23 protein-coding genes are annotated in these 22,822 nt (G+C 43.1%); 9 read left to right on the forward strand and 14 right to left on the reverse strand.

Translation table 11 applies throughout. The annotated features are described in order from the left end of the window. Window positions 1-138 precede the first annotated feature (138 nt). Window positions 139-1,413 (forward strand): NAD(P)/FAD-dependent oxidoreductase, encoded by a 1,275-nt coding sequence (locus tag AC59IL_RS09880; protein WP_496551951.1) that lies wholly within the window; start codon window positions 139-141, stop codon window positions 1,411-1,413. 32 nt (window positions 1,414-1,445) lie between these two features. Here the strand turns inward: AC59IL_RS09880 and AC59IL_RS09885 are convergent, their stop codons facing one another. The 8 genes from AC59IL_RS09885 to AC59IL_RS09920 form a co-directional block, all read right to left on the reverse strand. Beyond that, entirely contained in the window at window positions 1,446-2,141 is a 696-nt protein-coding gene (locus AC59IL_RS09885) for a phosphodiester glycosidase family protein (protein ID WP_496551952.1), read from the reverse strand. A 157-nt stretch (window positions 2,142-2,298) separates the two neighbouring features. Next, entirely contained in the window at window positions 2,299-2,754 is a 456-nt protein-coding gene (locus AC59IL_RS09890) for an RDD family protein (protein ID WP_496551953.1), read from the reverse strand. 73 nt (window positions 2,755-2,827) lie between these two features. After that, window positions 2,828-3,301 (reverse strand): RDD family protein, encoded by a 474-nt coding sequence (locus AC59IL_RS09895; RefSeq protein ID WP_496551954.1) that lies wholly within the window; start codon window positions 3,299-3,301, stop codon window positions 2,828-2,830. A 134-nt stretch (window positions 3,302-3,435) separates the two neighbouring features. After that, window positions 3,436-5,601, reverse strand: a complete 2,166-nt coding sequence (locus tag AC59IL_RS09900; protein WP_496551955.1) for a S46 family peptidase — start codon at window positions 5,599-5,601, stop codon at window positions 3,436-3,438. Window positions 5,602-5,715: 114 nt separating this feature from the next. Beyond that, the gene (locus AC59IL_RS09905; protein WP_496551956.1) at window positions 5,716-7,986 is read right to left on the reverse strand and encodes a hypothetical protein; all 2,271 of its coding nucleotides are present in this window, start codon (window positions 7,984-7,986) and stop codon (window positions 5,716-5,718) included. 181 nt (window positions 7,987-8,167) lie between these two features. After that, window positions 8,168-9,208 (reverse strand): GTPase ObgE, encoded by a 1,041-nt coding sequence (gene obgE / locus AC59IL_RS09910; protein ID WP_496551957.1) that lies wholly within the window; start codon window positions 9,206-9,208, stop codon window positions 8,168-8,170. 103 nt (window positions 9,209-9,311) lie between these two features. Further along, complete coding sequence (locus tag AC59IL_RS09915) at window positions 9,312-9,689, reverse strand: four helix bundle protein (RefSeq protein WP_496551958.1); 378 nt, start codon at window positions 9,687-9,689, stop codon at window positions 9,312-9,314. A gap of 122 nt (window positions 9,690-9,811) precedes the next feature. Then, a complete protein-coding gene (locus AC59IL_RS09920; RefSeq protein WP_496551959.1) occupies window positions 9,812-10,408 on the reverse strand; it encodes an acyltransferase in 597 nt (198 codons plus the stop codon). A 104-nt stretch (window positions 10,409-10,512) separates the two neighbouring features. Between AC59IL_RS09920 and AC59IL_RS09925 the strand changes: the two genes are divergently transcribed. From AC59IL_RS09925 to budA, 6 genes are all read left to right on the forward strand, one after another. Continuing rightward, the gene (locus tag AC59IL_RS09925) at window positions 10,513-11,415 is read left to right on the forward strand and encodes a helix-turn-helix domain-containing protein (RefSeq protein ID WP_496551960.1); all 903 of its coding nucleotides are present in this window, start codon (window positions 10,513-10,515) and stop codon (window positions 11,413-11,415) included. An 80-nt stretch (window positions 11,416-11,495) separates the two neighbouring features. After that, on the forward strand, window positions 11,496-12,503 hold the full coding sequence (locus tag AC59IL_RS09930; protein WP_496551961.1) for an aldo/keto reductase: 1,008 nt from the start codon (window positions 11,496-11,498) through the stop codon (window positions 12,501-12,503). Window positions 12,504-12,589: 86 nt separating this feature from the next. Next, window positions 12,590-12,877: a YciI family protein gene (locus tag AC59IL_RS09935; RefSeq protein ID WP_496551962.1), complete on the forward strand. Its 288-nt coding sequence runs from the start codon at window positions 12,590-12,592 to the stop codon at window positions 12,875-12,877. 94 nt (window positions 12,878-12,971) lie between these two features. Beyond that, on the forward strand, window positions 12,972-14,141 hold the full coding sequence (locus AC59IL_RS09940; RefSeq protein WP_496551963.1) for an MFS transporter: 1,170 nt from the start codon (window positions 12,972-12,974) through the stop codon (window positions 14,139-14,141). A 36-nt stretch (window positions 14,142-14,177) separates the two neighbouring features. Further along, a complete protein-coding gene (locus AC59IL_RS09945) occupies window positions 14,178-15,155 on the forward strand; it encodes a zinc-dependent alcohol dehydrogenase family protein (protein ID WP_496551964.1) in 978 nt (325 codons plus the stop codon). Between the two features lie 5 nt (window positions 15,156-15,160). Further along, entirely contained in the window at window positions 15,161-15,985 is an 825-nt protein-coding gene (gene budA, locus AC59IL_RS09950) for an acetolactate decarboxylase (RefSeq protein ID WP_496551965.1), read from the forward strand. A gap of 156 nt (window positions 15,986-16,141) precedes the next feature. Here budA and AC59IL_RS09955 read toward each other — a convergent pair whose 3' ends face one another. The 6 genes from AC59IL_RS09955 to paaA form a co-directional block, all read right to left on the reverse strand. After that, window positions 16,142-16,570, reverse strand: coding sequence for a hotdog fold thioesterase (locus AC59IL_RS09955; RefSeq protein WP_496551966.1), 429 nt, complete (start codon window positions 16,568-16,570; stop codon window positions 16,142-16,144). Between the two features lie 80 nt (window positions 16,571-16,650). Next, window positions 16,651-17,427, reverse strand: coding sequence for an enoyl-CoA hydratase-related protein (locus tag AC59IL_RS09960; protein ID WP_496551967.1), 777 nt, complete (start codon window positions 17,425-17,427; stop codon window positions 16,651-16,653). Window positions 17,428-17,471: 44 nt separating this feature from the next. After that, window positions 17,472-17,990 carry a 1,2-phenylacetyl-CoA epoxidase subunit PaaD gene (gene paaD / locus AC59IL_RS09965; RefSeq protein ID WP_496551968.1) on the reverse strand — a complete coding sequence of 173 codons (519 nt, stop codon included), beginning with the start codon at window positions 17,988-17,990 and terminating at the stop codon, window positions 17,472-17,474. A gap of 83 nt (window positions 17,991-18,073) precedes the next feature. Beyond that, complete coding sequence (gene paaC, locus AC59IL_RS09970) at window positions 18,074-18,919, reverse strand: 1,2-phenylacetyl-CoA epoxidase subunit PaaC (RefSeq protein ID WP_496551969.1); 846 nt, start codon at window positions 18,917-18,919, stop codon at window positions 18,074-18,076. 41 nt (window positions 18,920-18,960) lie between these two features. Next, on the reverse strand, window positions 18,961-19,365 hold the full coding sequence (gene paaB / locus AC59IL_RS09975; RefSeq protein ID WP_496551970.1) for a 1,2-phenylacetyl-CoA epoxidase subunit PaaB: 405 nt from the start codon (window positions 19,363-19,365) through the stop codon (window positions 18,961-18,963). Window positions 19,366-19,486: 121 nt separating this feature from the next. Then, window positions 19,487-20,434, reverse strand: a complete 948-nt coding sequence (paaA, locus tag AC59IL_RS09980) for a 1,2-phenylacetyl-CoA epoxidase subunit PaaA (RefSeq protein WP_496551971.1) — start codon at window positions 20,432-20,434, stop codon at window positions 19,487-19,489. A gap of 465 nt (window positions 20,435-20,899) precedes the next feature. Between paaA and AC59IL_RS09985 the strand changes: the two genes are divergently transcribed. Together AC59IL_RS09985 and AC59IL_RS09990 are read left to right on the forward strand one after the other, a co-directional pair. Next, window positions 20,900-21,304, forward strand: coding sequence for a hypothetical protein (locus AC59IL_RS09985; RefSeq protein ID WP_496551972.1), 405 nt, complete (start codon window positions 20,900-20,902; stop codon window positions 21,302-21,304). A gap of 102 nt (window positions 21,305-21,406) precedes the next feature. Then, complete coding sequence (locus AC59IL_RS09990; protein WP_496551973.1) at window positions 21,407-22,801, forward strand: amidohydrolase family protein; 1,395 nt, start codon at window positions 21,407-21,409, stop codon at window positions 22,799-22,801. The last annotated feature ends 21 nt before the right edge of the window (window positions 22,802-22,822 follow it).

A 22,822-nucleotide genomic window follows, 5' to 3' on the forward strand; every position in this document is an offset into this window, starting at 1 on the left:
GTAACGACCTTTGCGTTACGTTTAACCCTCCCTTAAAGTAACCAGCACTTGCCATAGCCTGAAAAAAAACAGGTAGAGTTCGCTTTTTATCATTGCGAAATCCCGGTTCAAGCATTTATAACTTTAAGAAGAATCAGTATGGAACAGGCTACAAAAAAAGTAATAATCGCAGGTGGTGGATTTGCCGGTATTAATCTTATCAAAAAACTTTGCAAAGACAATCGTTTTCATGTTACCCTGGTTGATAAAAACAACTATCATTTTTTTCCCCCGCTTTTGTACCAGGTAGCAACCGCGTTTATTGAACCTTCGAATATCAGCTATCCTTTTCGACGAATGTTTCAGAAGAAAACCAATTTGCGTTTTCACATGGGTGCACTGCTGAAAGTGAACCCCGATAAAAACACTATTGAAACAGAAACCGGTGTGCTGGAATATGATTATCTGGTATTGGCGCTGGGCACCGAAAGCAATTATTTTGGCATGGAGCAGGTAAAGAAAAATGCATTGCCCATGAAATCTATCGACGATGCCCTTAACCTGCGAAATCATTTGCTGCTGAACATGGAAAAGGCGGTACGAACTACCGATAAAAATGAAAAAGAAAAGCATTTAAATATTGTAATTGCCGGCGGAGGACCAACAGGTGTTGAACTGGCCGGCATGCTGGCCGAGCTGGGCCGCAACATCGCCCTTAAGGAATATCCTGAAATAAAAGATCTACGTTCACATTTGTATTTAGTTGATGCAGGAAAAGTGCTGTTAGGCCCTATGAGCGAAAAATCACAGAAAGAAGCTACGCGGGTATTAAAAAGGTTAGGGGTGCATGTGATCAACAATACAGCCGTAAAAGATTATAAAGATGGGGTTGTGTTACTGGCCGATGGAAGAACTATAAACACCAACGCGCTGATATGGGCCTCGGGTGTAATAGGCCGCGAGGTACCAGGCTTACCGGCCGAAGTAATTGCCCGTGGCAGAAGGATTATGGTAGATGAATTTAATAAAGTGCAGGGCACGCAAAATATTTATGCGCTTGGCGATTTGTGTTTACAAACAACAGATAAAAACTTCCCCAAAGGTCACCCGCAACTGGCGCAGGTAGCCATTCAACAGGGAAAATTACTGGCCGAAAATTTTATCAGGTTACTGGATATGAAGCCGCTAAAGCCATTTGAATACAACGACAAAGGCAGCCTGGCCATTATTTCGAAATACAAAGCCGTAGCCGATTTACCAAAGTTCTTCTTCAAAGGATTTTTTGCCTGGTTTGTATGGCTGTTCATTCACATTATACCGCTGATAGGATTTCGAAATAAAGTAAAGCTGGCCTTCAGCTGGTTCTGGTCGTTTATTACCAATGATCCTACCTTACGGTTGATCATCAGGCCGAAGAAAGAAGATTTGCACTGAAGAAAGGATATTGCAAACCGGTAACAGGTTATTTAATTGGATGCGGTTACACCAATGATAACTCCAAAGGAACCTGCTGTTTGATGCATGTCTTTTTCAGGGCAATACATTTCTGAAACCGAGCCATCAAGAAAAAGAGCGTTCTTACAACCTTTTTGTTTGAAGAACATGGCAAAATCATAAAAATTAACTTCATCGCGTGAGATAGCAAATAATACATTTCCATCAGGTAGTATCCCAACACCATTTCTTATATTGGTGTTCGAAGATCCACGCGTAAAGGCATGATGAATTTCTCCGTTTACAACCAACATTGGACCCGATTGAGTAGCATATTTAATTTCCCCGTTGTTACGAAAGTCTTCAGTTTTGCATATCACTGCCTGATTATTGGATTTAATATAAAAAACACCGTTTGGTTTTAATCCGAAATTTCCACCTCCCCGTACTTTATTTATTGTTTTTATCTGCTTGTAGTTTTCAATGTAAAGACCAACAGGTGATAATTCAGGTGTAAACATGCCTCCATTCATAGCAAAAACAAGTTTTTGTTTTTTAGAAGACAACCAGTTTTTCAAATTTTCAATCGTAGTAATTCCTTCTCCTGATTCGTTTTTATAAAATAACTTTATTTGTTGTTTATTTTTCACAACATAACCTGTTATTTTATCCTGAGCGTATAGATGAATACTGCTTATAGTAAGTATTATCAGAAAAAGCTTTTTCATATGCAGCATGTAATCTTTTTTAAATTATTACCAATCTGAAAATACACTATTTATAATAAAAAATAAATAAGTCACAGGAATCATATCAGCACTAAAAAACAACAGTTGCAGCTAATATCGGGAAGCTGCAACTGTTGCTAATTTAAGACCAATTATTTTATCGCATTTTCTTCACGAGTATCGTTTTCGAAAACCGGTCGTGCCAGGGGCGGTAGCCAAATGCGCTAAATGGCTCAAATGGTATAAGACGGCACAGGCTGCGCATCATAGCATCGGTGAAGGTGATGGGACTGCCATCTTCTTTTAAAACAACAGTTCTGGTAACCAGTTTGCCAACAGATCTGCCTTTTGAGGCGCCTTCCATAATACTATAAAAAAGGAAATACAGAACATATGATAACAAATATTGTTCTCCCATTCCCAGATTTAACCTGGGAGTTGAACCGGTGTTTATTGCAATTAAGGCCCATATTAAGCCTATTAAGAAAACACCTGCATAAAATATTATCAGGTCGATAATAAAATTGGTAAATCGAATACCTGTGGAAACAGGTTCAAGATTAATTTCAAACTGAATATCTTCCAGTAAGCCGGGGTTGTTGGTTTCTTCCATAAAAGTTTTTGGTTTAGGGTATGAAAGAAAATAAAAATTATCGACAAATCATAGCACCGGCTACTAATTAACATCACCAGGTTTTTTTTATCACGGTTGTTTTGGTGATGCTGTCGTGCCAGGGACGAACGCCCAGCGCACTAAACGCATTAAAAGGTATTAAGCGGCAAATACTGCGCAAAAAGGCTGTTTTAAACGTTAAGGGGTTACCATCTTCCGTTACAGCAATTGACCCCGTAACTAACTTTCCGATCGTTCTTCCTCTTGTAACCGTTTCTAAAATAGTATAGTACCCAACAGTTAGAACAACATTAATTACAATCTGCCACAATTTTGCAGATACCGTATCCTGTTTGAGGTTAGTTACTAATTTTTCGAAATACGAATAATCGAACATTGCCCATATAAAGAAAACACTAAAAAGGCATGCACAAAGTGAAAGAAGGTCGATCACAAAATTCGCCAGCCGCACGCCCTTCGAAACCGGATCCATATAAATTTCCTGCTCAACATCTGTCAAAACCTCCGATTCATTTTCCTGATACATATATTGTAAACTTTATTTGAACTGCGAAAGTACAAAAGAATGTCCGGAAGTCCGGAAGACGGAAAGTCCGAAAGATAGTCGCAACTACGGCAACTTTCTTCCGGACTTTCGGACTTACTGACTTTTCTGACTTATTACTGTTTTACCAGCTTCAATTCACTTATGAGATTACTTGCACCGCCCAGTTTATCGATACACCACAACACATATCGAACGTCAACACAAATAGTGCGGTTATAAACAGGATCGAAAGCAATTTTATGGCTTAAAGCTTCATAGTTGCCATCGAATGCCAAACCAATGAGGTTGCCGCTTCCATCAATTACCGGTGAACCTGAGTTACCACCTGTAATATCGTTGGTAGTGATAAATCCGATTACGAGGTCGTTGCGTTGCTTATCAATATACTGACCGAAATCTTTTTTCCTGGCCAGTTCAAGTAGTTTTTCGGGCAGGTCGAATTCGTAATCACCGGGTTGATATTTTTCCAGTACGCCCTTCATGGTAGTTACATAGTCATAATGCACGGCATCGCGCGGATTATAACTTTTTACATTTCCAAAACTTACCCGCATAGTGAAAGTAGCATCAGGATACATTTTTTTAGCCTTTACCGTATCCATTTGCATGATTCCTTTCAGGTACAGGCGGGCAAATTCATTGTTCTTAGCCATGAACTGCTGAGAGTTCTGCATGTATTTACCCTGCCAGTTCTTTAAAAAGGCGCTGGCAGCAGCATAGGCAGGATCGGCCTGCAGCACCGTAGCATCGGGATTATTGTTAAAGGCATTCCATTTGTTGTCGTCGAAGATCATGGTGTTGGCAAATATGCTGGCCGCATATTTCTTATAGGTGGCCTCGTCGTTCAAATCGCCGTAATTCGATCTCACACCTTCATAAAAACCAATCGGGTGCTGACTTTTATCAATATCCTGATAGTACATCAGCAGCACGGTGGCTACAATGTTCTGGTCAGAAGTTTTGTTTTCGCCTTTAATCATTTCGGCTCTTGCTTCTTTAGCTGCTTCAAGCGCTTTTTTAATATCTGCTGAACTGCCTTTTTTTACAATGGCATTTTCAACCTGTTGCAGCGATGCAGCGTATGCAAGCAAAGGCGAACCGAATATGCCTTCGTTTATATACATACGATGTTTTGAAAAAGGCCGCCACTGGTCATATGCAGTAGCCCACTCTTTGAAAATGTTTTCATATTCAGGCTTGCCATTGGCCCAGGTTTGAAACTTAGCTTCTGCCGCTTTTTTCTGATCGTAAATGTTGTATTTGAGCAATTGTTTGGTTTCGCCATCGAAAAACTTCCAGTAATTGGCAATGCTGGCATAATCGCTGGCAAGCTGCAGTTTAATTGCGGGATCTTTTTTCATTTCTTCAAACATGTACTTCAACCGCATGTCGCGCAACTTTACCAGAGTGGGATTATCGATATCAATTTTTTGCTTGATGCCATACGATGTTTCGTAGCGGTTGGTGCTGCCGGGGTAACCGTATATCATAGCATAATCGCCATCTTTAATGCCTTTGATCGAAACCGGTAAAAAATGTTTAGGCTTTAAAGGAACATTCTCGGGCGAATAACCGGTGGGCTTGCCATCTTTACTCATATACACACGGAATATCGAAAAATCACCCGTGTGGCGGGGCCATTCCCAGTTGTCGGTATCGCCGCCGTATTTACCTACGCTTTCGGGCGGAACGCCGGCCAAACGAATATCAGAATAGCGTTTGTAAACAAACACTAAAAACTGGTTGCCTTTAAACAGCGAGCTAACACGGGCTATGGTGTTGGTGCTTTCGTCTGAAAAACGTTTATTGATCGCTGTTGTTGCTGCTGTAACCCTTGCTACACGATCAAGGCCTGTAAGTCCTTTTGCAGAATCGAGCACTTCGGCGGTTACATCTTTTATTTCTGTTAAAAACTCGGCATATAAACCGGGTGAGGGAATTTCTTCGGTTTTGCTTTTTGCCCAGAAACCGTTTTTGAGATAGTTGTTGGTTACCGAACTGGCGGTAGCCACAGCATCGTACCCGCAATGGTGGTTTGTAAAAATAAGTCCTTCGTTACTAACAATTTCACCGGTGCAAAAACCTCCGAAAATAATAATGGCATCTTTAATTGAGGCTTTGTTCATGCTGTACAACTGCTCTTTGGTAAGCTTCAAACCGCGCTGTACCATATTGTTATACACCTGCTGACCAAGCAGCAGCGGCAGCCACATGCCTTCATCGGCAAAGCTGCGCAACAGTGAAACGGCTAATACAACCGTTACAAGAATTTTCTTCATATTATGATAGCTTTTGTGGCGGCAAACCTATTGAAAAAATTCAAATTGTTCGATTGTTCAATTGTTAGATGGCTTAGCAGATGGTTTGATGGCTGGATTGATCCATCAAACAATTTACCTCCTCACCTCCTGACAAATGCGTGTCATGTACGCTCTTACATCAGGGGAATATAAGCGCTGGTCCATACTGTCGAGCGTACGGCCCGAAATAACCCAGTTCATGGAATATTTTAATGGCTCACGGGGGCGGTACAGGTTAATCGGTTTATAATGTAACTCGTTGCCGTACAGGCTGCGCAGGTAGCTTTTAAGGCGGCTGTCGTTGATAGTGGTTTGCACGCCGTAAGCCCCCATAAGGGTTTGCAGGGGCCCTGCCAGATCATTCACAAAAGGATTCACTTTTTTCAGTAACCGCTCACCTTCGGGTCCGTTACTGATATGCATTACATAAAAACTGATCTTGCGGCAGTTATTGCGCAAAATGGTATCGGCGGCTGACCGGCATATTGAATCGCGCAAAAAATTGAGTTTAATGATCATTTCATGAACCACGCCTGCACCCGAATTGTCAACATACCCGCCATCAACAAAATAAAAGGGATATTCTTTGGGCTGTCCGTTCATGAGCTTTATGCCATCGATACGGCCGGCGGGGCTCACATACGGAAAGCTGGCGCCCAGCACCACTGCCGTGCTTAGTTTCATATCGCGCCCGTTGTTTAATCGGGCCAGCACGTCGATCCGGTTATTAAAGGTAACCGGGTCAATGGCTATGTTGCTCACAACGGCCGGCTGACCGTCCTGCATACGCGTGGTATTGATGCACAGCACCGGCAAACTGGTATTCACGTTGCCTTTATATACCGCCAGTTGTGAAAAAGGCACCTGCAATTGCGATTTCAGCAGCACACTGTCTTTCGGCGCCTGTTCCAGCGCTTCGGTAAGCGCCTTTGCCCGGTCGCCATGCGTACTAAACGGCAGCATGTTCACAAAAAAATCGTGCCCCAGCATACGGCTGAGGGTATAGGTAAGAAAATCGCTGCGCAGGTATTCTTTTCCTGCCTGGTAAAACGATTGGTTATTGGGAAGGTTTTTACCTGGCTGTGTAGCTGCATTCCTGAGCAAAGTAAAAAAAGCGGCATTGCCTACACTGCCACCCGAAGCGCCCGACAAACAGAAAAGATGTTTTGAAAAAGCGTGTTGCGAGGTGTCTTCCAGTTTACCTAACACTGAAGCCACCCAGTATCCAGAGCGGGACGCGCCGCCGTCAGATAGTACAAAGTACACGGGAAACTCGTTCGATTTTTGAATAAGCGAATCCCTGTCTTTTATCCATTGAATAAAATAATCTTTCACACCTGCTTTGCCGGTAAAACTCTGGGCAACGGCACCCTCGTTTTCGATCAAATCAACGCGGTGACGTTCGGTCCATTGACCAAAAACAAAAACGAGCAAGAAAAGCACAAGGTGAATATTGATACCGATGCGAACCGAAATAAACGCAAGAATAAATCCAAAGCCCATAAACACCGAAAAAGCCAGTATTACGAATGGAAAGGTGCCTAGGCTCACGGCAAACGACACACTCAAAGTACAGGCTAAATATAAAGCCAGCGCTATTAAACTGATGAAAAGAAAAATTGCATGAAACCGTAATTCTTCGTGCGGAATACCTATACGGCTTGCTATTTTAAGCGATGTACTGTTCGCTGCAGGCGGGGCATTGCGTGTTTTTTGTTTTTGTAACATTTCGCGGCGGGTAACCACCAGTATCACAAAACAGGCCTGTAGTATTAACAACATCACAATTACCAGCCACGAGTATCGCCTGATGTTTAAGGTAATTAATGCTGAACCTGTTAAAACAGCAAAAAACGTTATAAGAAAAAGGTGATTCAGTTTAATCACTTTAAACCGGCGTTCAAAAAATTTATTCAGCAAAACATAATAGGGTATCGAAGCAAACAGTAAAACAAAATATAAAGTGCTGCTGTCTTCAATGCCCTGGTGGAACAACGGTGTTTGAGCAAAAGCAAGAATGATTATAGTGAACAATGAAAACCCGATGAAACGGGGCGTATGCTTATAATAACTTTCTTTCAGATAACCGGGTGCAGTATAACCACATTCTTTTTTACCATTGGCTACTGTACGGGCGGCATACCAGCTTACCAGCACCAGAAAGCTCAGCAATGACTGAAACAACAGAAAAAAACCGCGATGTTCGGTTGCCAGCACCATCAGGTCTTTTCCCTGCGGTAAATTCCAGAAGCAAACCAGCGTGAGCACCAGGAATAGAAAACCGGGAAAAAAGACCCATAACGCCCGGAAAATATTACGCAGAAAAGATGCGAGATCTTTGATCAGAGCTACAAAGGGTAACATAACCAACTGTATTAGGGATTTTGAAAGGTAGCTATATTAGGGGCAATCGCAATACCCTGAAAGTTGTATTTCAGTCGCTGAGCGTAGTCGAAGCGTCCCTTATATCCTGAGCGTAGTCGAAGGATGGTTATCGCCCTGAGCATCCTAAGCGTAGTCGAAGGATGGTTGGCACAGCGTGAAATCAACCTGCCTTATTCGCAGTTTCCCCACCTTCATTCAACGCCATCCAAAGTAAATCCTTCAGTTCGCTTAAACCCTGTTGTTTAAGTGACGTAATAAAAACATGTGGAATATTTGAAGGCAGCTCTTTTTCGATTGCTTCTTTCAATTCATCATCGAGCATATCGCTTTTGCTGATGGCGATAATGAATTGTTTATGCAGTAATTCAGGATTGTATTTTTCAAGTTCGTTTACCAGAATGGCAAATTCTTTTTTATGATCGTTGCTATCGGCAGGTATTAAAAATAATAATACCGGATTGCGTTCGATATGTCGCAAAAAGCGGTGCCCTAAGCCACGTCCTTCGGCTGCACCTTCGATGATACCCGGCAGGTCGGCCACGCAAAAGCTTTTGCTATCACGGTATTCAACGATGCCTAATTGTGGCGTAAGCGTGGTAAATGCATAATCGGCAATTTTAGGTTTGGCGGCGGTTATAACCGATAACAGGGTCGATTTGCCGGCATTGGGAAAACCCACCAGTCCTACATCGGCCAGCACTTTCAATTCCAGCACTTTCCAGCCTTCTTCACCGGGTTCGCCGGGCTGGGCGTGTTCGGGCGCCTGGTTGGTTGGGGTAGCAAATTGGGCATTGCCTAAACCACCCCGGCCACCTTTGATCCAAACAACTTCCTGCCCATGTTCCAGAATTTCAACTTCCTGTTCCTCGGTTTCCTCATCGCGGGCAACGGTACCGAGGGGCACTTCAATTATAATATCCTTGCCATCACGGCCGGTCATATTGTTTTTATTGCCGCCCTGGCCGTTTTCGGCCAGTACATTTTTATAATAGCGAAGGTGTAGTAAGGTCCAAAGGTTCTGATTTCCACGCAAAATAATATGTCCGCCGCGGCCGCCATCGCCCCCGTCGGGACCAGCCTGGGGGTTGAATTTCGTACGCAAAAAATGTTTGCAACCCGCACCACCATGTCCGCTGCGGCAAAAAATCCTGATCTGATCTACAAAGTTTGACTTTTCCACTACTTTAAATAATTGGCGCAAAGATAGTTGATTGTTGATAAGTTGATCAGTTGAAAAGTTTACAGGTTGATCAGGCGACCAGTTGGGAGTATTTTACAAGTTGAAAAGTTGACTTGTTAACAACTTAATCGGCATTTTTTTGTAACCAGGTGATATATCCATTTAAAATTCGCTCAACCTCACTTATTTTACTGCGATATAATTTTAGCTGTCGATCATTAATATACGAGCAATCAAAAGCGTCAATCAGGTGGTTAAGGGTTTCGCTTAAAGAACCCGGGGATTGAATACAATATTTTATTTTTTCCTTATTTGTACGCCTCCCATGCCCTTCAGCAATTTGAGCATTGACCGACCTTGAACTCCTTACAAGTTGATCAATAAGCCGGTATTTTTCTTCAGCAGGGAAGGTTTTTACGAGTTCAAATATTTCATTCTTTAGTTCCCTGGCTTTTTTCCATACAACCAACTCTTCAAAACTTTGATACCCCGCCTCCGCCATAACTTATTTGTTTAACCGATAAGTTACCATTTTTACTAATTGATCATTGTCTCTATTTAAAAACTTGTCTTTTATCAATTTTCCACTTGTCAACCTTATCAACTGATCAACTTGTCAACTCATCAACTCCCCTTCACCTCATTCCAGGTTTTATATAACACTTCCTGCTCCGGCCGATCAGCGGGTACTTCACGCAAAGGCTCACACGCCTGCCAATGCTCATACATCTCTGCCGGCAATGCCTGATATAAGGCGGTTCCTGCCGTTTTCCATTGTATCATATCATCCGAAACTTCTTTTATAATTTTTGCCGGATTGCCAACGAGCAGGCTGCGCGCCGGGATTTTTTCTTCGGCCTTAATAAAACTGAGCGCGCCAACAATGCATTCATCCCCCAGTTCAACATTATCCATGATCACACTATTCATGCCTATCAAACAGTTTTTGCCAATAGTAGCACCATGAATCACAGCACCATGACCTATATGCGCACCTTCCTTTAATAAAACTGTTACACCGGGAAACATATGAATGGTACAATTCTCCTGCACATTGCATCCATCTTCAATAACTATGGCACCCCAATCGCCCCGGATGGCAGCACCCGGCCCTACATATACATTTTTTCCGATGATCACATTTCCGGTTACAGCCGCCTGCGGATGTATGAAAGAAGTGGGATGAACTACCGGTACAAAACCTTTGAACGCGTACACCATAACTGAGATCTTTGATCAAAGATAGTTTTGTGTTAATAAATTACCCGCGTTAACAATCTGTTATTAAAATCACTTCCATTATTTGATTTTTATAACTTTGGTAAATGAAGAAAAGCGAAAGTCTGCAGGAATTTTATGCCCGCAACGGCCAGATCCAACACCATGCGGTTGACACTGCCCAGGGACATTTCAATGTGTATGCAAGGGCTGATTATTGCAACCGGGTAGTGCCGTACAATCGCCGCGATTTTTATAAAATAAGCCTGATAATCGGCACAGGTACACTGTACTACGCTGATAAAGGAATTGAAATAGATAAACCCGCCCTGTTATTCTCTAACCCGTTGATCCCTTATTCCTGGGAGGCGCTGAGCGTTCAGCAGGAAGGTTATTTTTGCCTGTTTACCGAAGATTTTTTTATGGTCGACGGAAGGTTAACCAGCCTTCAGGAGTTGCCGATATTTAAGGTAGGAGGTACGCCTGTTTTCTTTGTAACCGATGAGCAGGTTGATTTCCTCAATGGCCTTTTTGCAAAAATGCTTGCCGAAATTCAGTCGGAATACGTTTACAAATACGATCTGTTGCGCAATTATACCAGCATTATTCTGCACGAAGCCATGAAAATGCAACCGGCCGATTCCTATTTCAAACATAATAATGCATCATCACGAATTACCAATTTGTTTATCGAATTACTCGAACGCCAGTTCCCGATCGATTCGCCCCGCCATGCGTTGAATTTAAAAACAGCCACCGATTATGCCAGCCGCCTGTCGGTACACGTAAATCATCTGAACAGGTCGGTAAAAGATGCAACCGGCAAAACCACCACCGAACATATTGCAGAAAGAGTTGTGAAGGAGGCGAAAGCACTGTTGCTGCATACCGACTGGAATGTGTCGGAAATTGCCTATTCACTGGGCTTCGAATATCCATCGCACTTCAATAATTTCTTCCGTAAACAAACCAGCCGAACCCCTTCTGCCTTCAGAGAAGTGATTGTTTGATTTATTTAATTTTTGGTTTGAATTGTTTTACAGGCCGGGCATGCTATTGGATTAGCTTTGCTTTATAAAACTTATTTACTATGAAGTATAGGAATCTTGGCAACACCGGCATTCAGCTGTCGGCTATCGGACTGGGCTGTATGGGAATGAGCTTCGCCTATGGCCCGCGTAACGATGAAGAATCAATTGCAACACTGAACAGGGCGCTTGAACTGGGCATCAACTTCTGGGATACGGCAGATATGTACGGATATGGACATAATGAGGAACTGATCTCAAAGGTATTGAGGCCAAATCGCAACAAAGTGTTTATCGCCACCAAGTTTGGTTTTCGTCAAACAGAAGGAGCTACCTCAAACTTTGCCGGCACATCGGCCACTTATTTCGACGGTTCGCCTGCCTATCTTAAAACAGCCGTTGAAAAGAGCCTGAAACGTTTACAAATAGATACCATCGACTTATATTATGCGCACCGCATCGATCCCAAAGTACCGGTTGAAGATATGGTGGGCGCTATGGCCGACCTGGTAAAAGAAGGTAAAGTGCGTTATCTGGGTTTATCCGAAGCTTCGGCCAAATCTATCCGTAAAGCGCATGCCGTGCATCCCATCACCGCATTGCAAAGCGAATATTCATTACTCACCCGTGATGCAGAAGGCGAAATACTCGATACCATTCGCGAACTGGGTATTACGTTTGTGCCTTACAGTCCGCTGGCCCGGGGTCTTGTAACTGCTACCGTTCAGGACAACACTGCATTACCGGCTGATGATTTTCGCAGAACCCTGCCGCGTTTTGATGGTGAACACTGGCAAAACAACCAGAAACTGGTAAACGAGTTTGCCGAACTGGCCGCACAAAAAGGCTGCACACCTGCTCAGCTGGCATTGGCATGGGTACTGGCCCAGGGCGATGACATTATACCCATTCCCGGTACTAAAAAAAGAAAATACCTCGAAGAAAATGCCGCTGCAGTTGATATTGCATTAACAAAAACCGACCTGCAACAGATTGAAGAAGTGATTAACCGTTATCCCAATACAGGTAACCGGTATAGCGAAGGTTCTTTAAAGATGGTCAATCGCTAAAGATTGCGGGGGTAGATGATACCAGGCGCCTGAAGGTTGAACACCCTCAGGCGCTTATTAGTTCATAAGCCTGAAAATTTGTTATTATGTTTTTAATCGATCTTACCTATAAAAAACCACTGAGCGAAGTGGACAATTTTTTGGAGGAACATGTAGCCTTTCTTGATAAATATTATGCACTGGGAAAATTTATTTTTTCAGGCAGAAAAAATCCGCGCACCGGCGGAATTATACTGGTACAGCATGTTGATGGCGAAGAGTTAAAGAAAATCATAGCCGAAGATCCGTTTAATAAAAATGATATTGCCAGTTATCACGTGCAGGAATTTTTTCCAACCAAATATGCCAAAGCGTTTGCTGCATTTGTGCGATAAAGCAAGCTGAAAAACCAGTATTTGCAGCAAGGCGTGGCACACTGTGAAAGTGCGCCAGGCCTTGTTTTATCCTTATTTCATAAAATTTTACAGAATGCATAGCAGGGGATTGACTAAAAGCCAGGTATTTTTAATGGCAACAGCAGCCGGCGCTTCTGTTGCCAACATATATTATAATCAACCGATATTAAAAGATATCGCCGCCACCTTTCATACCAACGAAACACAGGCCGGCACCATATCGGTGCTTTCGCAGGTTGGTTACGGACTGGGATTATTTTTTGTAATTCCTTTAGGCGATAAAGTAAATCGTAAACGGCTTATTCTATTACTCCTGGTATTATTAGCAGCAGTTCTTGTGATGATGAGCGTTACCCAATCGTTATGGGCTGTTTGGCTTGCCAGCGCTGCAATTGGTATACTATCAGTATCTGCACAGGTAATATTGCCCATGGCTGCAACACTCGATAAGGTTACCACAGGAAAAACCGTAGGCAGTATTTTCAGCGGAATAATTGTAGGTATTCTTTCGGCCCGCGTATTCAGCGGGCTAATTGCCAATCATCTCGGATGGCGCTACGTATACGGCATTTCGGCCGGGCTTATTGTTTTGATAACAGGTTTACTGTACCGGTATTTACCCAATGTGCTAAGCGGGTTCAAGGGCAATTATGCAAAGCTGCTTCAGTCGACTTTATTACAAATTAAACGATTTTCAATATTGAGACAGGCAGCTGCAGTAAGCGGTTTGCTGTTCGGCGTTTTTTCTTCTTTCTGGACAACACTTACATTTCAGCTAAGCGGTGCGCCGTTTCATTACGGGCCCGATAAGATCGGTTTGTTCGGAATAGTAGCGATCGGAGGAGCAATGCTGGCTCCTGTATTTGGCAAGTCGGCCGATAAAGGCCATGCAGTGCGGTCGCTTGTAACCGCTTCATCAATGGTTATAGTAAGCCTGTTGCTTATTCACTTCTTCAATAGTTCTGTTATCGCATTTATACTGACTACTTTTTTGCTCGACGTAGGCGTTTCAGCCACGCATGTTACCAATATTGCCAGAATATATACGCTCGATGCCACTTCGCATAGCCGCATAAACACTATTTACATGACTATGTGTTTTACGGGTGGCGCTTTAGGAACTTCAACCGGTTTGTTGTGCTGGAAATGGGGCGGCTGGCATTTGGTTACCTGGGAAATGACGGCCTGGGCTGTACTGGCCCTGCTGATCATTGTGATTAATTATTACTTCAAAAAGCAATGAGTTTGATAGTGCAAACAATAAACGAATAAAAATCTTATGAAAGCAATTTTTTTTGAAAAGGAAGGAGAACCGCAAAGCGTGTTACATTTAAGAGAAACAGCCATTCCTGAACCAAATGAAAATGAAGTAAGAGTTAAATGGCTCGGTAGCCCTATTAATCCTGCAGATGTATTATTTATAAAGGGCAAATATCGTTTTAAACCACAGTTTCCGCAAATAGCCGGTTTGGAAGGAGCGGGCATTATTGAGGCTGTAGGTAAAAATGTGCGACTGACAACAGGTACACTGGTGGCCTTTTTTAGCAAAAAAGCCTGGGCCGAATATGTGATCGTTCCCAAAGAAGAACTATATGTATTACCAGATAATTTCCCGGTAGAAAAAGCGCTGCAGTTTGTATTAAACCCATTTACGGCATGGGGCTTATTAAAACGAGCCAACCTAAAAACGGGCGACTGGTTATTATTGTCGGCCGGCAATTCAATGGTATCGCTTATTATAACACAAATTGCCCGCAAGCTGGGAATACGGGTAATCGCTACCGTTCGAAACAGCGATTATGCATCCGGAATAAAAGAATTGGGAGCTGCCGAAGTAATAAACACTTCATCTGAATCTATCGTACAGCGTGTAAATGAAATAACAGAAGGCAAAGGAGCAGCAGCGGCCATAGATTCGGTAGGCGGCGATACCGGAACCCAGCTGGCGCAAAGTTTGGGCGTAAACGGAAGGCTTATTGTTTATGGTGTATTAAGCGCAGAGCCGGTTCAGGTACACAACTCGCTTTTCGTTTATAAAAACATTTCGATGAGCGGTTTTGGGGTCCGGGGCTTTTTGGAAAGCCTATCGGCAGAAGAAAAGCAGCAAACAACCCAATCGCTCATAGAAATAATAGGAGCCGGCGATTTTAAAATGGAAGTGGCCAAATCGTTCTCCTTAGATAATTTTGCCAACGCGCTCGCAGCATATGAATCGGGCCCGGTTAATGGTAAAATAATTTTAAGGCATAACCAATAGCATACATGAAACGAACAAAACAGTTAATTGCTTTTGCATCATTACTAATCATATCAGCAGCAGGTACGGCACAAAGCAAAAAGGCAGGCAATACGCAACCCGGCAGCATTACAAACGGATACGATTGCCTGTACCAGGCTGGTCTTGCCAATGCTTTTATAAGTGGCTTATACCGTGGCGTAGTACCTGTTAAAGAAATTAAGAAACATGGCGACTTTGGATTAGGCGCTCCCGATATGCTCGATGGTGAACTGGTGATGAACAAAGGCAAAGTGTATCAAACCACTTTTACCGGCCAAACCAGGCAGGTGGCAGATTCTTTAACCACCTCTTTATTTTTGGTAAATTATTTTAAAGCTGATACTGTTTTTACCTCGTCAACGGCAGTAGGCAAAGAAAAAGCGTTGCATTGGATCGATTCTTTTGTTACCGGCAACAATATGTACGCTATTCGTATATCGGGTGTTTTTGAGTATGTAAAAACAAGGGCCTTTCCGCCTGTACGAAATGAGCCTTTTGCCCCATTGGCCGCTATGATTGATAAACAACATTTTTTTGAGTTTCACAAAGTGAACGGCGTATTGATAGGCTATAAATTACCTCAGTACCTCGATGGTGTTAGTATAGGCGGTTATCATTTTCATTTTATTTCTGATAAGCAGGATGCAGGCGGGCATATTATAGACTTCACCTGGCAAAATGCAACCATTGAAATAGATGAACTTCATAATTTCAGTGTGCATTTTCAGCGGGGCGCCGATTTTGATAAAATGAATCTGAAAGAGAGTAAACAGGATGATTTGCGAAAGGTTGAAACGGGGAAGAATTAAGTTCGCGCAAAGGCGCAAAGCCGCAAAGGATAAAATCAGATTTTTTCTCGCAAAGACCGCAAAGGCAAAAAGGCATTGAGGCGATAATGCCCCGATGCATCAGGCGCGGAATTGCCTAAATATTTTTGTATTCTTTTTGCGCCTTTGCGCGAGCTTTTAGCCAACATTCCACTCAGTTTCCTTTCTGAAAACGGTACCCTTGAAAAGAGCCGATAGTTCTCCATTTTCTTTTTCAACACGCACTTCGTATATCGCTATTTTATTGCTGCAGCTTTTTTCTTCGGCAGTGGCTATAATTGTATCGCCTGCTTTTAAGGGTTTAATATGCGAGATAGATGTTTCAACCGATACCGCCTGCCGGCCATGACTGTTCGATGCAAATGCAAGGGCACTATCGGCCAGCGAATAAGTGATGCCTCCGTGGGCTATTTCAAAACCATTGCACATTTCAGGTCGAATAGTCATCCTTAACCGGCAAAAGCCCGCTTTTTCTTCCAGTCTTTCAATACCCAGCCATTGACTGAAATAGTCTTTATGCATCATGGTATCAACGATGGCTGTGGCTTTTGATTTTTGTAGCGACATACATTATATTTTTTAAGCCGGAATGGCTCACTACTAACATTAAGTAAAAGTGAGCCGTCCCGAAAAGGGCGACCTACTTTTTACTCGCCTTTAAACGCAGGCGCCCGTTTTTCAAGAAACGATTGCAACCCTTCTTTAAAATCACTGGTATTGGCAGCTTTTTGCTGAAATTCATCTTCAAGCAGTAATTGCTGTTCCAGGCTATTAGTCATTGAATAATTAAGAACATGTTTGGTATAGGCTAATCCTTTTGTGGGCATTTGCGCAAGGGTGGCGGCTATCTTTTTAGTTTCAGTTATAAAATTTTCATCCCTGAACACTTTATACAACATACCCATTTGTTCGGCCTGAATGGCAGGTATTTTATCGCCCAGCATCATAATAGCGCTTGCTTTTTGCCAGCCTACTAAACGGGGCAGCATATACGTTCCGCCGCTGTCGGGTATTAAACCAAGTTTTGAAAACGCCTGAATAAAAGAAGCCGATTCGGCAGCCACCACAATATCGCAGGCCAGGGCAATATTGGCGCCGGCGCCGGCAGCTACTCCGTTTACAGCAGCCAATACCGGTTTTGGTAAATTACGAATGCGGATTATAATAGGATTATAATGTTCACTCAAAATGCGTTGCATGCCCGGACCTTGTGGGTCCACTACCTCTGCGAGGTCCTGCCCGGCCGAAAATCCTTTGCCGGTGCCTGTAATAACCACACAGCGGATGGTATGCAACGAGGCGCATTCATCGAGCTTTTGCTGCATCAGCAAAGCCATTTCGCGGTTAAACGAATTTAACTTGTCGGCACGATTTAAAGTGATGGTAGCAATACCTTCTTCAATGCTGAAAAGAATGGGCGACATATTGATCGTTGATTTTTGCAGTACAATTTATGAAGCAGACTTTATTAATGACATTTAAAATAGTCGAATGGTTCGTGGCAAGCATTGCATTGATACAACGCTTTGCAGGCGGTTGACCCAAACTCACTTATACGGCGGGTGTTGTACGAGCTACAATGCGGACATTGAATCGCTTCTTCTTCAGCAAACAACTGTGTGTTACAAACCTGTTGTTTTGGATTAGGCGGCGCAATGCCATATGCCTTTAGTTTTTGTTTACCGGCTTCGCTCATCCAGTCGGTTGTCCAGGCAGGTGATAAAACAGTAGTTATCTGAACGTTCCGGTATCCATGTTGCAGCAGCACCATTCGTATGTTCATGCGAATAACATCCATGGCAGGGCAACCCGAGTAAGTAGGGGTGATCACCACTTCAATACCTTCTTCACCGGTTGATGAACTGAACAATTTAATATCTCTGATTACTCCCAGATCAATAACCGACAGCACAGGCACCTCAGGATCGGTTACTTCTTCGAGTATCGACCATATATCCTGAATTGATATGTTTGTAATTGATTGCACTCAGTTGAAAAGTTGACTGGTTGAAAAGTTAACATGTTGACAAATGCTATTGCCCATTGCCTGCTGCTCACTTTCTGCTTCGATCACCATTCACATCCGGGATAAGTCCGTTGCATGTATTGCATTTCGGCCAGCACAAAACCGATGTGTTCGGTATGCAGACCTTGTTTACCGCCGGTATGACTAAAGCCCTGCCCATTTGCCGCAGGAACGGGGAGTGTAGCTTCTGCGAATATTTCATTTACCCGCTGATGCCATTCATCTTTTAAGGCAGTTACATCAACACCTGCTCCCTGTTTATATACGTTTAATTCGTATTCAACCGGAATAAATAATTCACCTGTATACATCCACAATTCGTCAATGGCATGCAGCATACGTGCATGGCTTTCTTCGGTGCCATCGCCTAACCGAATTACCCATTCGCTGCTCCAGCGCAAATGGTAAGTCACTTCTTTTAATGATTTTTCGGCAATGGCAGCAAGCGTAGCATTTGATGAATGCTGTAAGCGCTGATAAAGTAAGAACTGCCAGGTGCTAAAAAAGAACTGCCGTAATATAGTTTGTGCCCAGTCGCCATTGGGCAACTCGGCTAATAAACAGTTTTTATATTCCCGGCTGTCGCGCAGGTAGGCAAGGGTATCTTCTGTGGTTTCACCACCGCCTGCCACGTTCATGCCGTTCAGTGATGTGGCCTCCCCCTGACCCTCCCGACTCGTCGGGGTGGAGGGGGAATTAAAACCATTAATGAGTTCTGCAGCATATTGATATAAGCTTCTTGCCTGGCCTATCAGGTCAAGCGAAATATTGGTGAGGGCAATATCCTGTTCCAGCACAGGTCCGTGGCCGCACCATTCGCTGTTACGCTGGCCAATGATAAGGGCGCTATCGGCCAAATGAAGTGTATAATCAATTAGTGTGTTGTTCAACTGTAAAAACTTTAAAATTCAATTTTCAAAACACCTTGAATTTACATATGTGTAAGCTCATCGGGTAAATCGTAAAACGTAGGATGCCGGTATACTTTATCGTTGGCCGGTTCATATAATGAAGCCGCTTCATCGGGGTTCGAAGCATGAATATACCTGCTTTCCACAACCCAAATGCTTATCCCTTCCATACGGCGCGTATATACATCACGGGCATTTTCAATGGCCATTTGTGCATCTGCTGCATGCAAACTGCCTACATGTTTATGATCGATGCCCTGTTTGCTGCGAATGAAAACTTCCCATAGGGGCCAGTCGGGAGCGGCCTCCCCCTTTCCCCCTCCGGTGGAGGAGGAGTTAGAAACAGCCTGAGTATTTTTCTCAACGCCCCCGCCTTTATCTTCAGGTATATCGCCGTAATAGTATTTTATGACTTGTATGTTCATGACAATAATTTCAATTTAAAATTTTCAATCTGGCAGCCCACTTCCTGTTTTTCCTGTATCTTGCCTCTCATTTTTTTCCGACTTCCGACTTCCGACTTCCGACTTCCGACTTCCGACTTCATCACGCAATCTGCTTCTCCTGCTTCGCTTTTCTCTTTGCTGCATATGCAGTGGCCGCTTCTCTTACCCAGGCGCCTTCCTGCCAGGCCTTGCGGCGGGCATCGAGCCGTTGTTTGTTACAGGGACCATTTCCTTTAACCACATTCCAAAATTCAGCCCAGTTTATTTCACCAAAATCGTATTGCTGCGTTTGTTCGTTCCATTTTAAATCAGGATCGGGCAGGGTCATGTTCAACACCTTTGCCTGCTCTGCAATCATATCAACAAACTTTTGCCGCAATTCGTCGTTGCTCATGCGCTTTATCTTCCATTGGGTGCTTTGTTCACTGTGTGTTGATTCGCTGTCGTGCGGACCAAACATCATCAACGAAGGCCACCACCAGCGATTAATGGCATCCTGACACATGGCTTTCTGTTCATCAGTACCTTTTGAAAGGATTAACAGAATTTCAAATCCCTGACGCTGATGAAAACTTTCTTCTTTACAAATACGCACCATCGCCCTTGCATAGGGGCCATAGGAGGCACGGCATAACATCACCTGGTTTAAAATAGCGGCACCATCTACCAGCCATCCAATAGCGCCGATATCGGCCCAGGTAAGCGTTGGATAATTAAATATCGATGAATATTTGGCCTTACCGCTGTGCAAATCGTTGATCGTTTGTTCGCGGGTAGTACCCAGCGTTTCGGTAGCAGCATACAGATATAATCCATGCCCGGCTTCGTCCTGCACTTTAGCCAGCAGAATCGCCTTGCGCTTCAAACTCGGGGCCCGGGATATCCAGTTACCTTCGGGCAACATACCCACTATTTCGCTATGCGCATGCTGCGATATTTGCCTGACCAGGGTTTTACGATATGCCTCTGGCATCCAATCCTTTGGTTCAATCTTAATTTCCTGTTCAATTTTTGATAAAAAGATTTTTTCCAATTCCTGCACCGACATGGGAATTAATTTTTAATGGTACCAAAGATAACTATTATTGTTTTAAATACTAACAATCGTTAGTGGACATATTTAAATAACTTATTTGTAAATAGTGTCAGCAACCCTCTTCTGAATGGTGTTTTTCCCGAAAAACCGTTAAGGAATTATTAAGTGAAGCCCTTTTTTCATGCCGCAAACAAGGTTGGACATCATGCCTGTTATTTTACAAAACCCGCTCCCACAGCAGGTTTTAACATTTTGTACAGGGTTTTACCATCCTAAAAACGCCTTTGAGTTGTTTTGTTTCGAGGTGCTGAGAGGGTGTATGTTTGCATCACGAAACGCAACTATCCCGCCATCGGCGGGACACACACAAAAAAAGTTGCTTACTACATATAACTTCCGATTCGCCTGCCAGCCGCGATTGCACTCCATAGCAAATAATTAAAGTTGAAATATCAATTATCTATAAAATACACTATTATGAAAAAGGCAATGAGGAATTTTGGAATTTTTACTATCGCTTTACTCGCTTTTACCTTAGCATTTTCAACCGTTACGCTGGCTAACGATGAAAAACCTGCCCCTGTTACTGAATTAAAGTTCATCGGAAACCTGGAAAATCAACCGGTATTTCAGCTGAACCTGAACAATACAATCGAAGATGAGTTCACCGTAACTTTCCGCGATGAAATTGGTAACATTCTTTTTACCGATAAATTCAAAGGCGCCAACATCACTAAAAAGTTCATGTTGAAATCTGAAGAGCTGGGAGATGCAGCGCTGAATGTAGTGGTAAGAGGTAGAAAGAACAACACGGTTGAAGTATACAGCATCAACAGAAGCCATAGCTATGTTGAAGAAACAGTTGTAAACAAAGTAAAATAAGAACCCCGGTCCAGTCATTCAACAATTATATGTTTTCACAAAGCATCCCGCCACCTGGCGGGATGTTTTATTTTATTCCTACCTTTCTCAACAAACCTTGTCATGAAAAAAATAACACTGCTTTGCCTAAGCGTTTTTTTACTGTGCCTTACACAGGCCCAGCACACCATTTTAATAAAGCAAATAAATATTGTTGATGTAGAAAAAGGAACGCTGATCAAAAATGCCAGTGTTTTGATCAGAGATTCGGTTATTGCAGGTATTTCGGAAGATAAGTACCCATTTACAGCCGATACCATCATCGATGGCGGTAACGGTTATCTGATACCGGGTTTGTGGGATATGCATGCACATATATGGTCCGATGCCACCTTCTTTCCACTTTTGTTAGCCAACGGAATAACGGGCGTGCGTGATATGTTTAGTATGATGGGAAGCATACAATACTGGCGAAAAAGCATTGCGTCGGGCCAAATTGCAGGACCTTCAATTGTAGCTGCCGGCCCTGTTGTAGACGGACCTCAGCCCATATGGCCGGGATCAGTGGCCGTTAAGGATGCCGCACAGGCCCGCCGCGCAGTAGATTCACTCAAAAACATACTTCACACAGATTTTATAAAAACATATTCATTACTTCCGCGCGAGGCCTATTTTGCTATTGCCGATGAAGCCAACAAACAACATATACCATTTGCAGGACATGTACCGCAAGTGATATCAGTAACAGAAGCAGCACAGGCCGGCCAAAAAAGCCAGGAACATTTATCAGGGTTTATGGATGCTGCTTCTGACAGCGCTGATTACTGGATGCAGTTAATGCAGAACAAAATAGCCGACAGTTCTTTAAAAGATCTTGCCAATAAAAAGAAATTTCTGCTGCGTACTTTTAACTGGCAAAAACTAAAGCAGGTATTGCAGCAAATCAAACAATATGATACCTGGATCTGTCCTACCCTTACCGTAATCTACAGTGTTGGCTTTATGAATGATTCTTCAATGTTCAACCTTGCGCCGATGCAATATATGTCGCACGCTGTCATCAATTCATGGAAGCCCGACAATAACCTGCTTTATAAAAATTCAAGCCCGGAGATATTTGCTTTAAACCGGCAGCAATTTGATGTGAAACTAAAAATAGTAAAAGCCATATATGATGCCGGTATTCCGTTACTGGCAGGCACTGATTTTCCAAATCCTTATTGTTATCCCGGTTTTAGTCTGCATAGTGAATTACAATGGATGGTAAAAGCCGGATTAACCCCTGCGCAAGCTTTGCAAACCGCCACTATTAATCCTGCCCGTTACCTGAACCGACAAAACCAGCTTGGATCGGTTGCCACCGGTAAAATAGCCGATTTGGTATTGCTACGGGCCAACCCGCTAACCGACATAAGCAACACGCAAACCATTCAGGCAGTAATTGTGCACGGCAGGGTGCTCAATAAAACCGACCTTGACAATATGCTTGAAAAGGTAAAAAAGATGGCCGGAAAGTGAGAAATATCATATTACCGGTTG

The sequence above is a fragment of the Niastella sp. sgz303648 genome, from assembly GCF_059587045.1.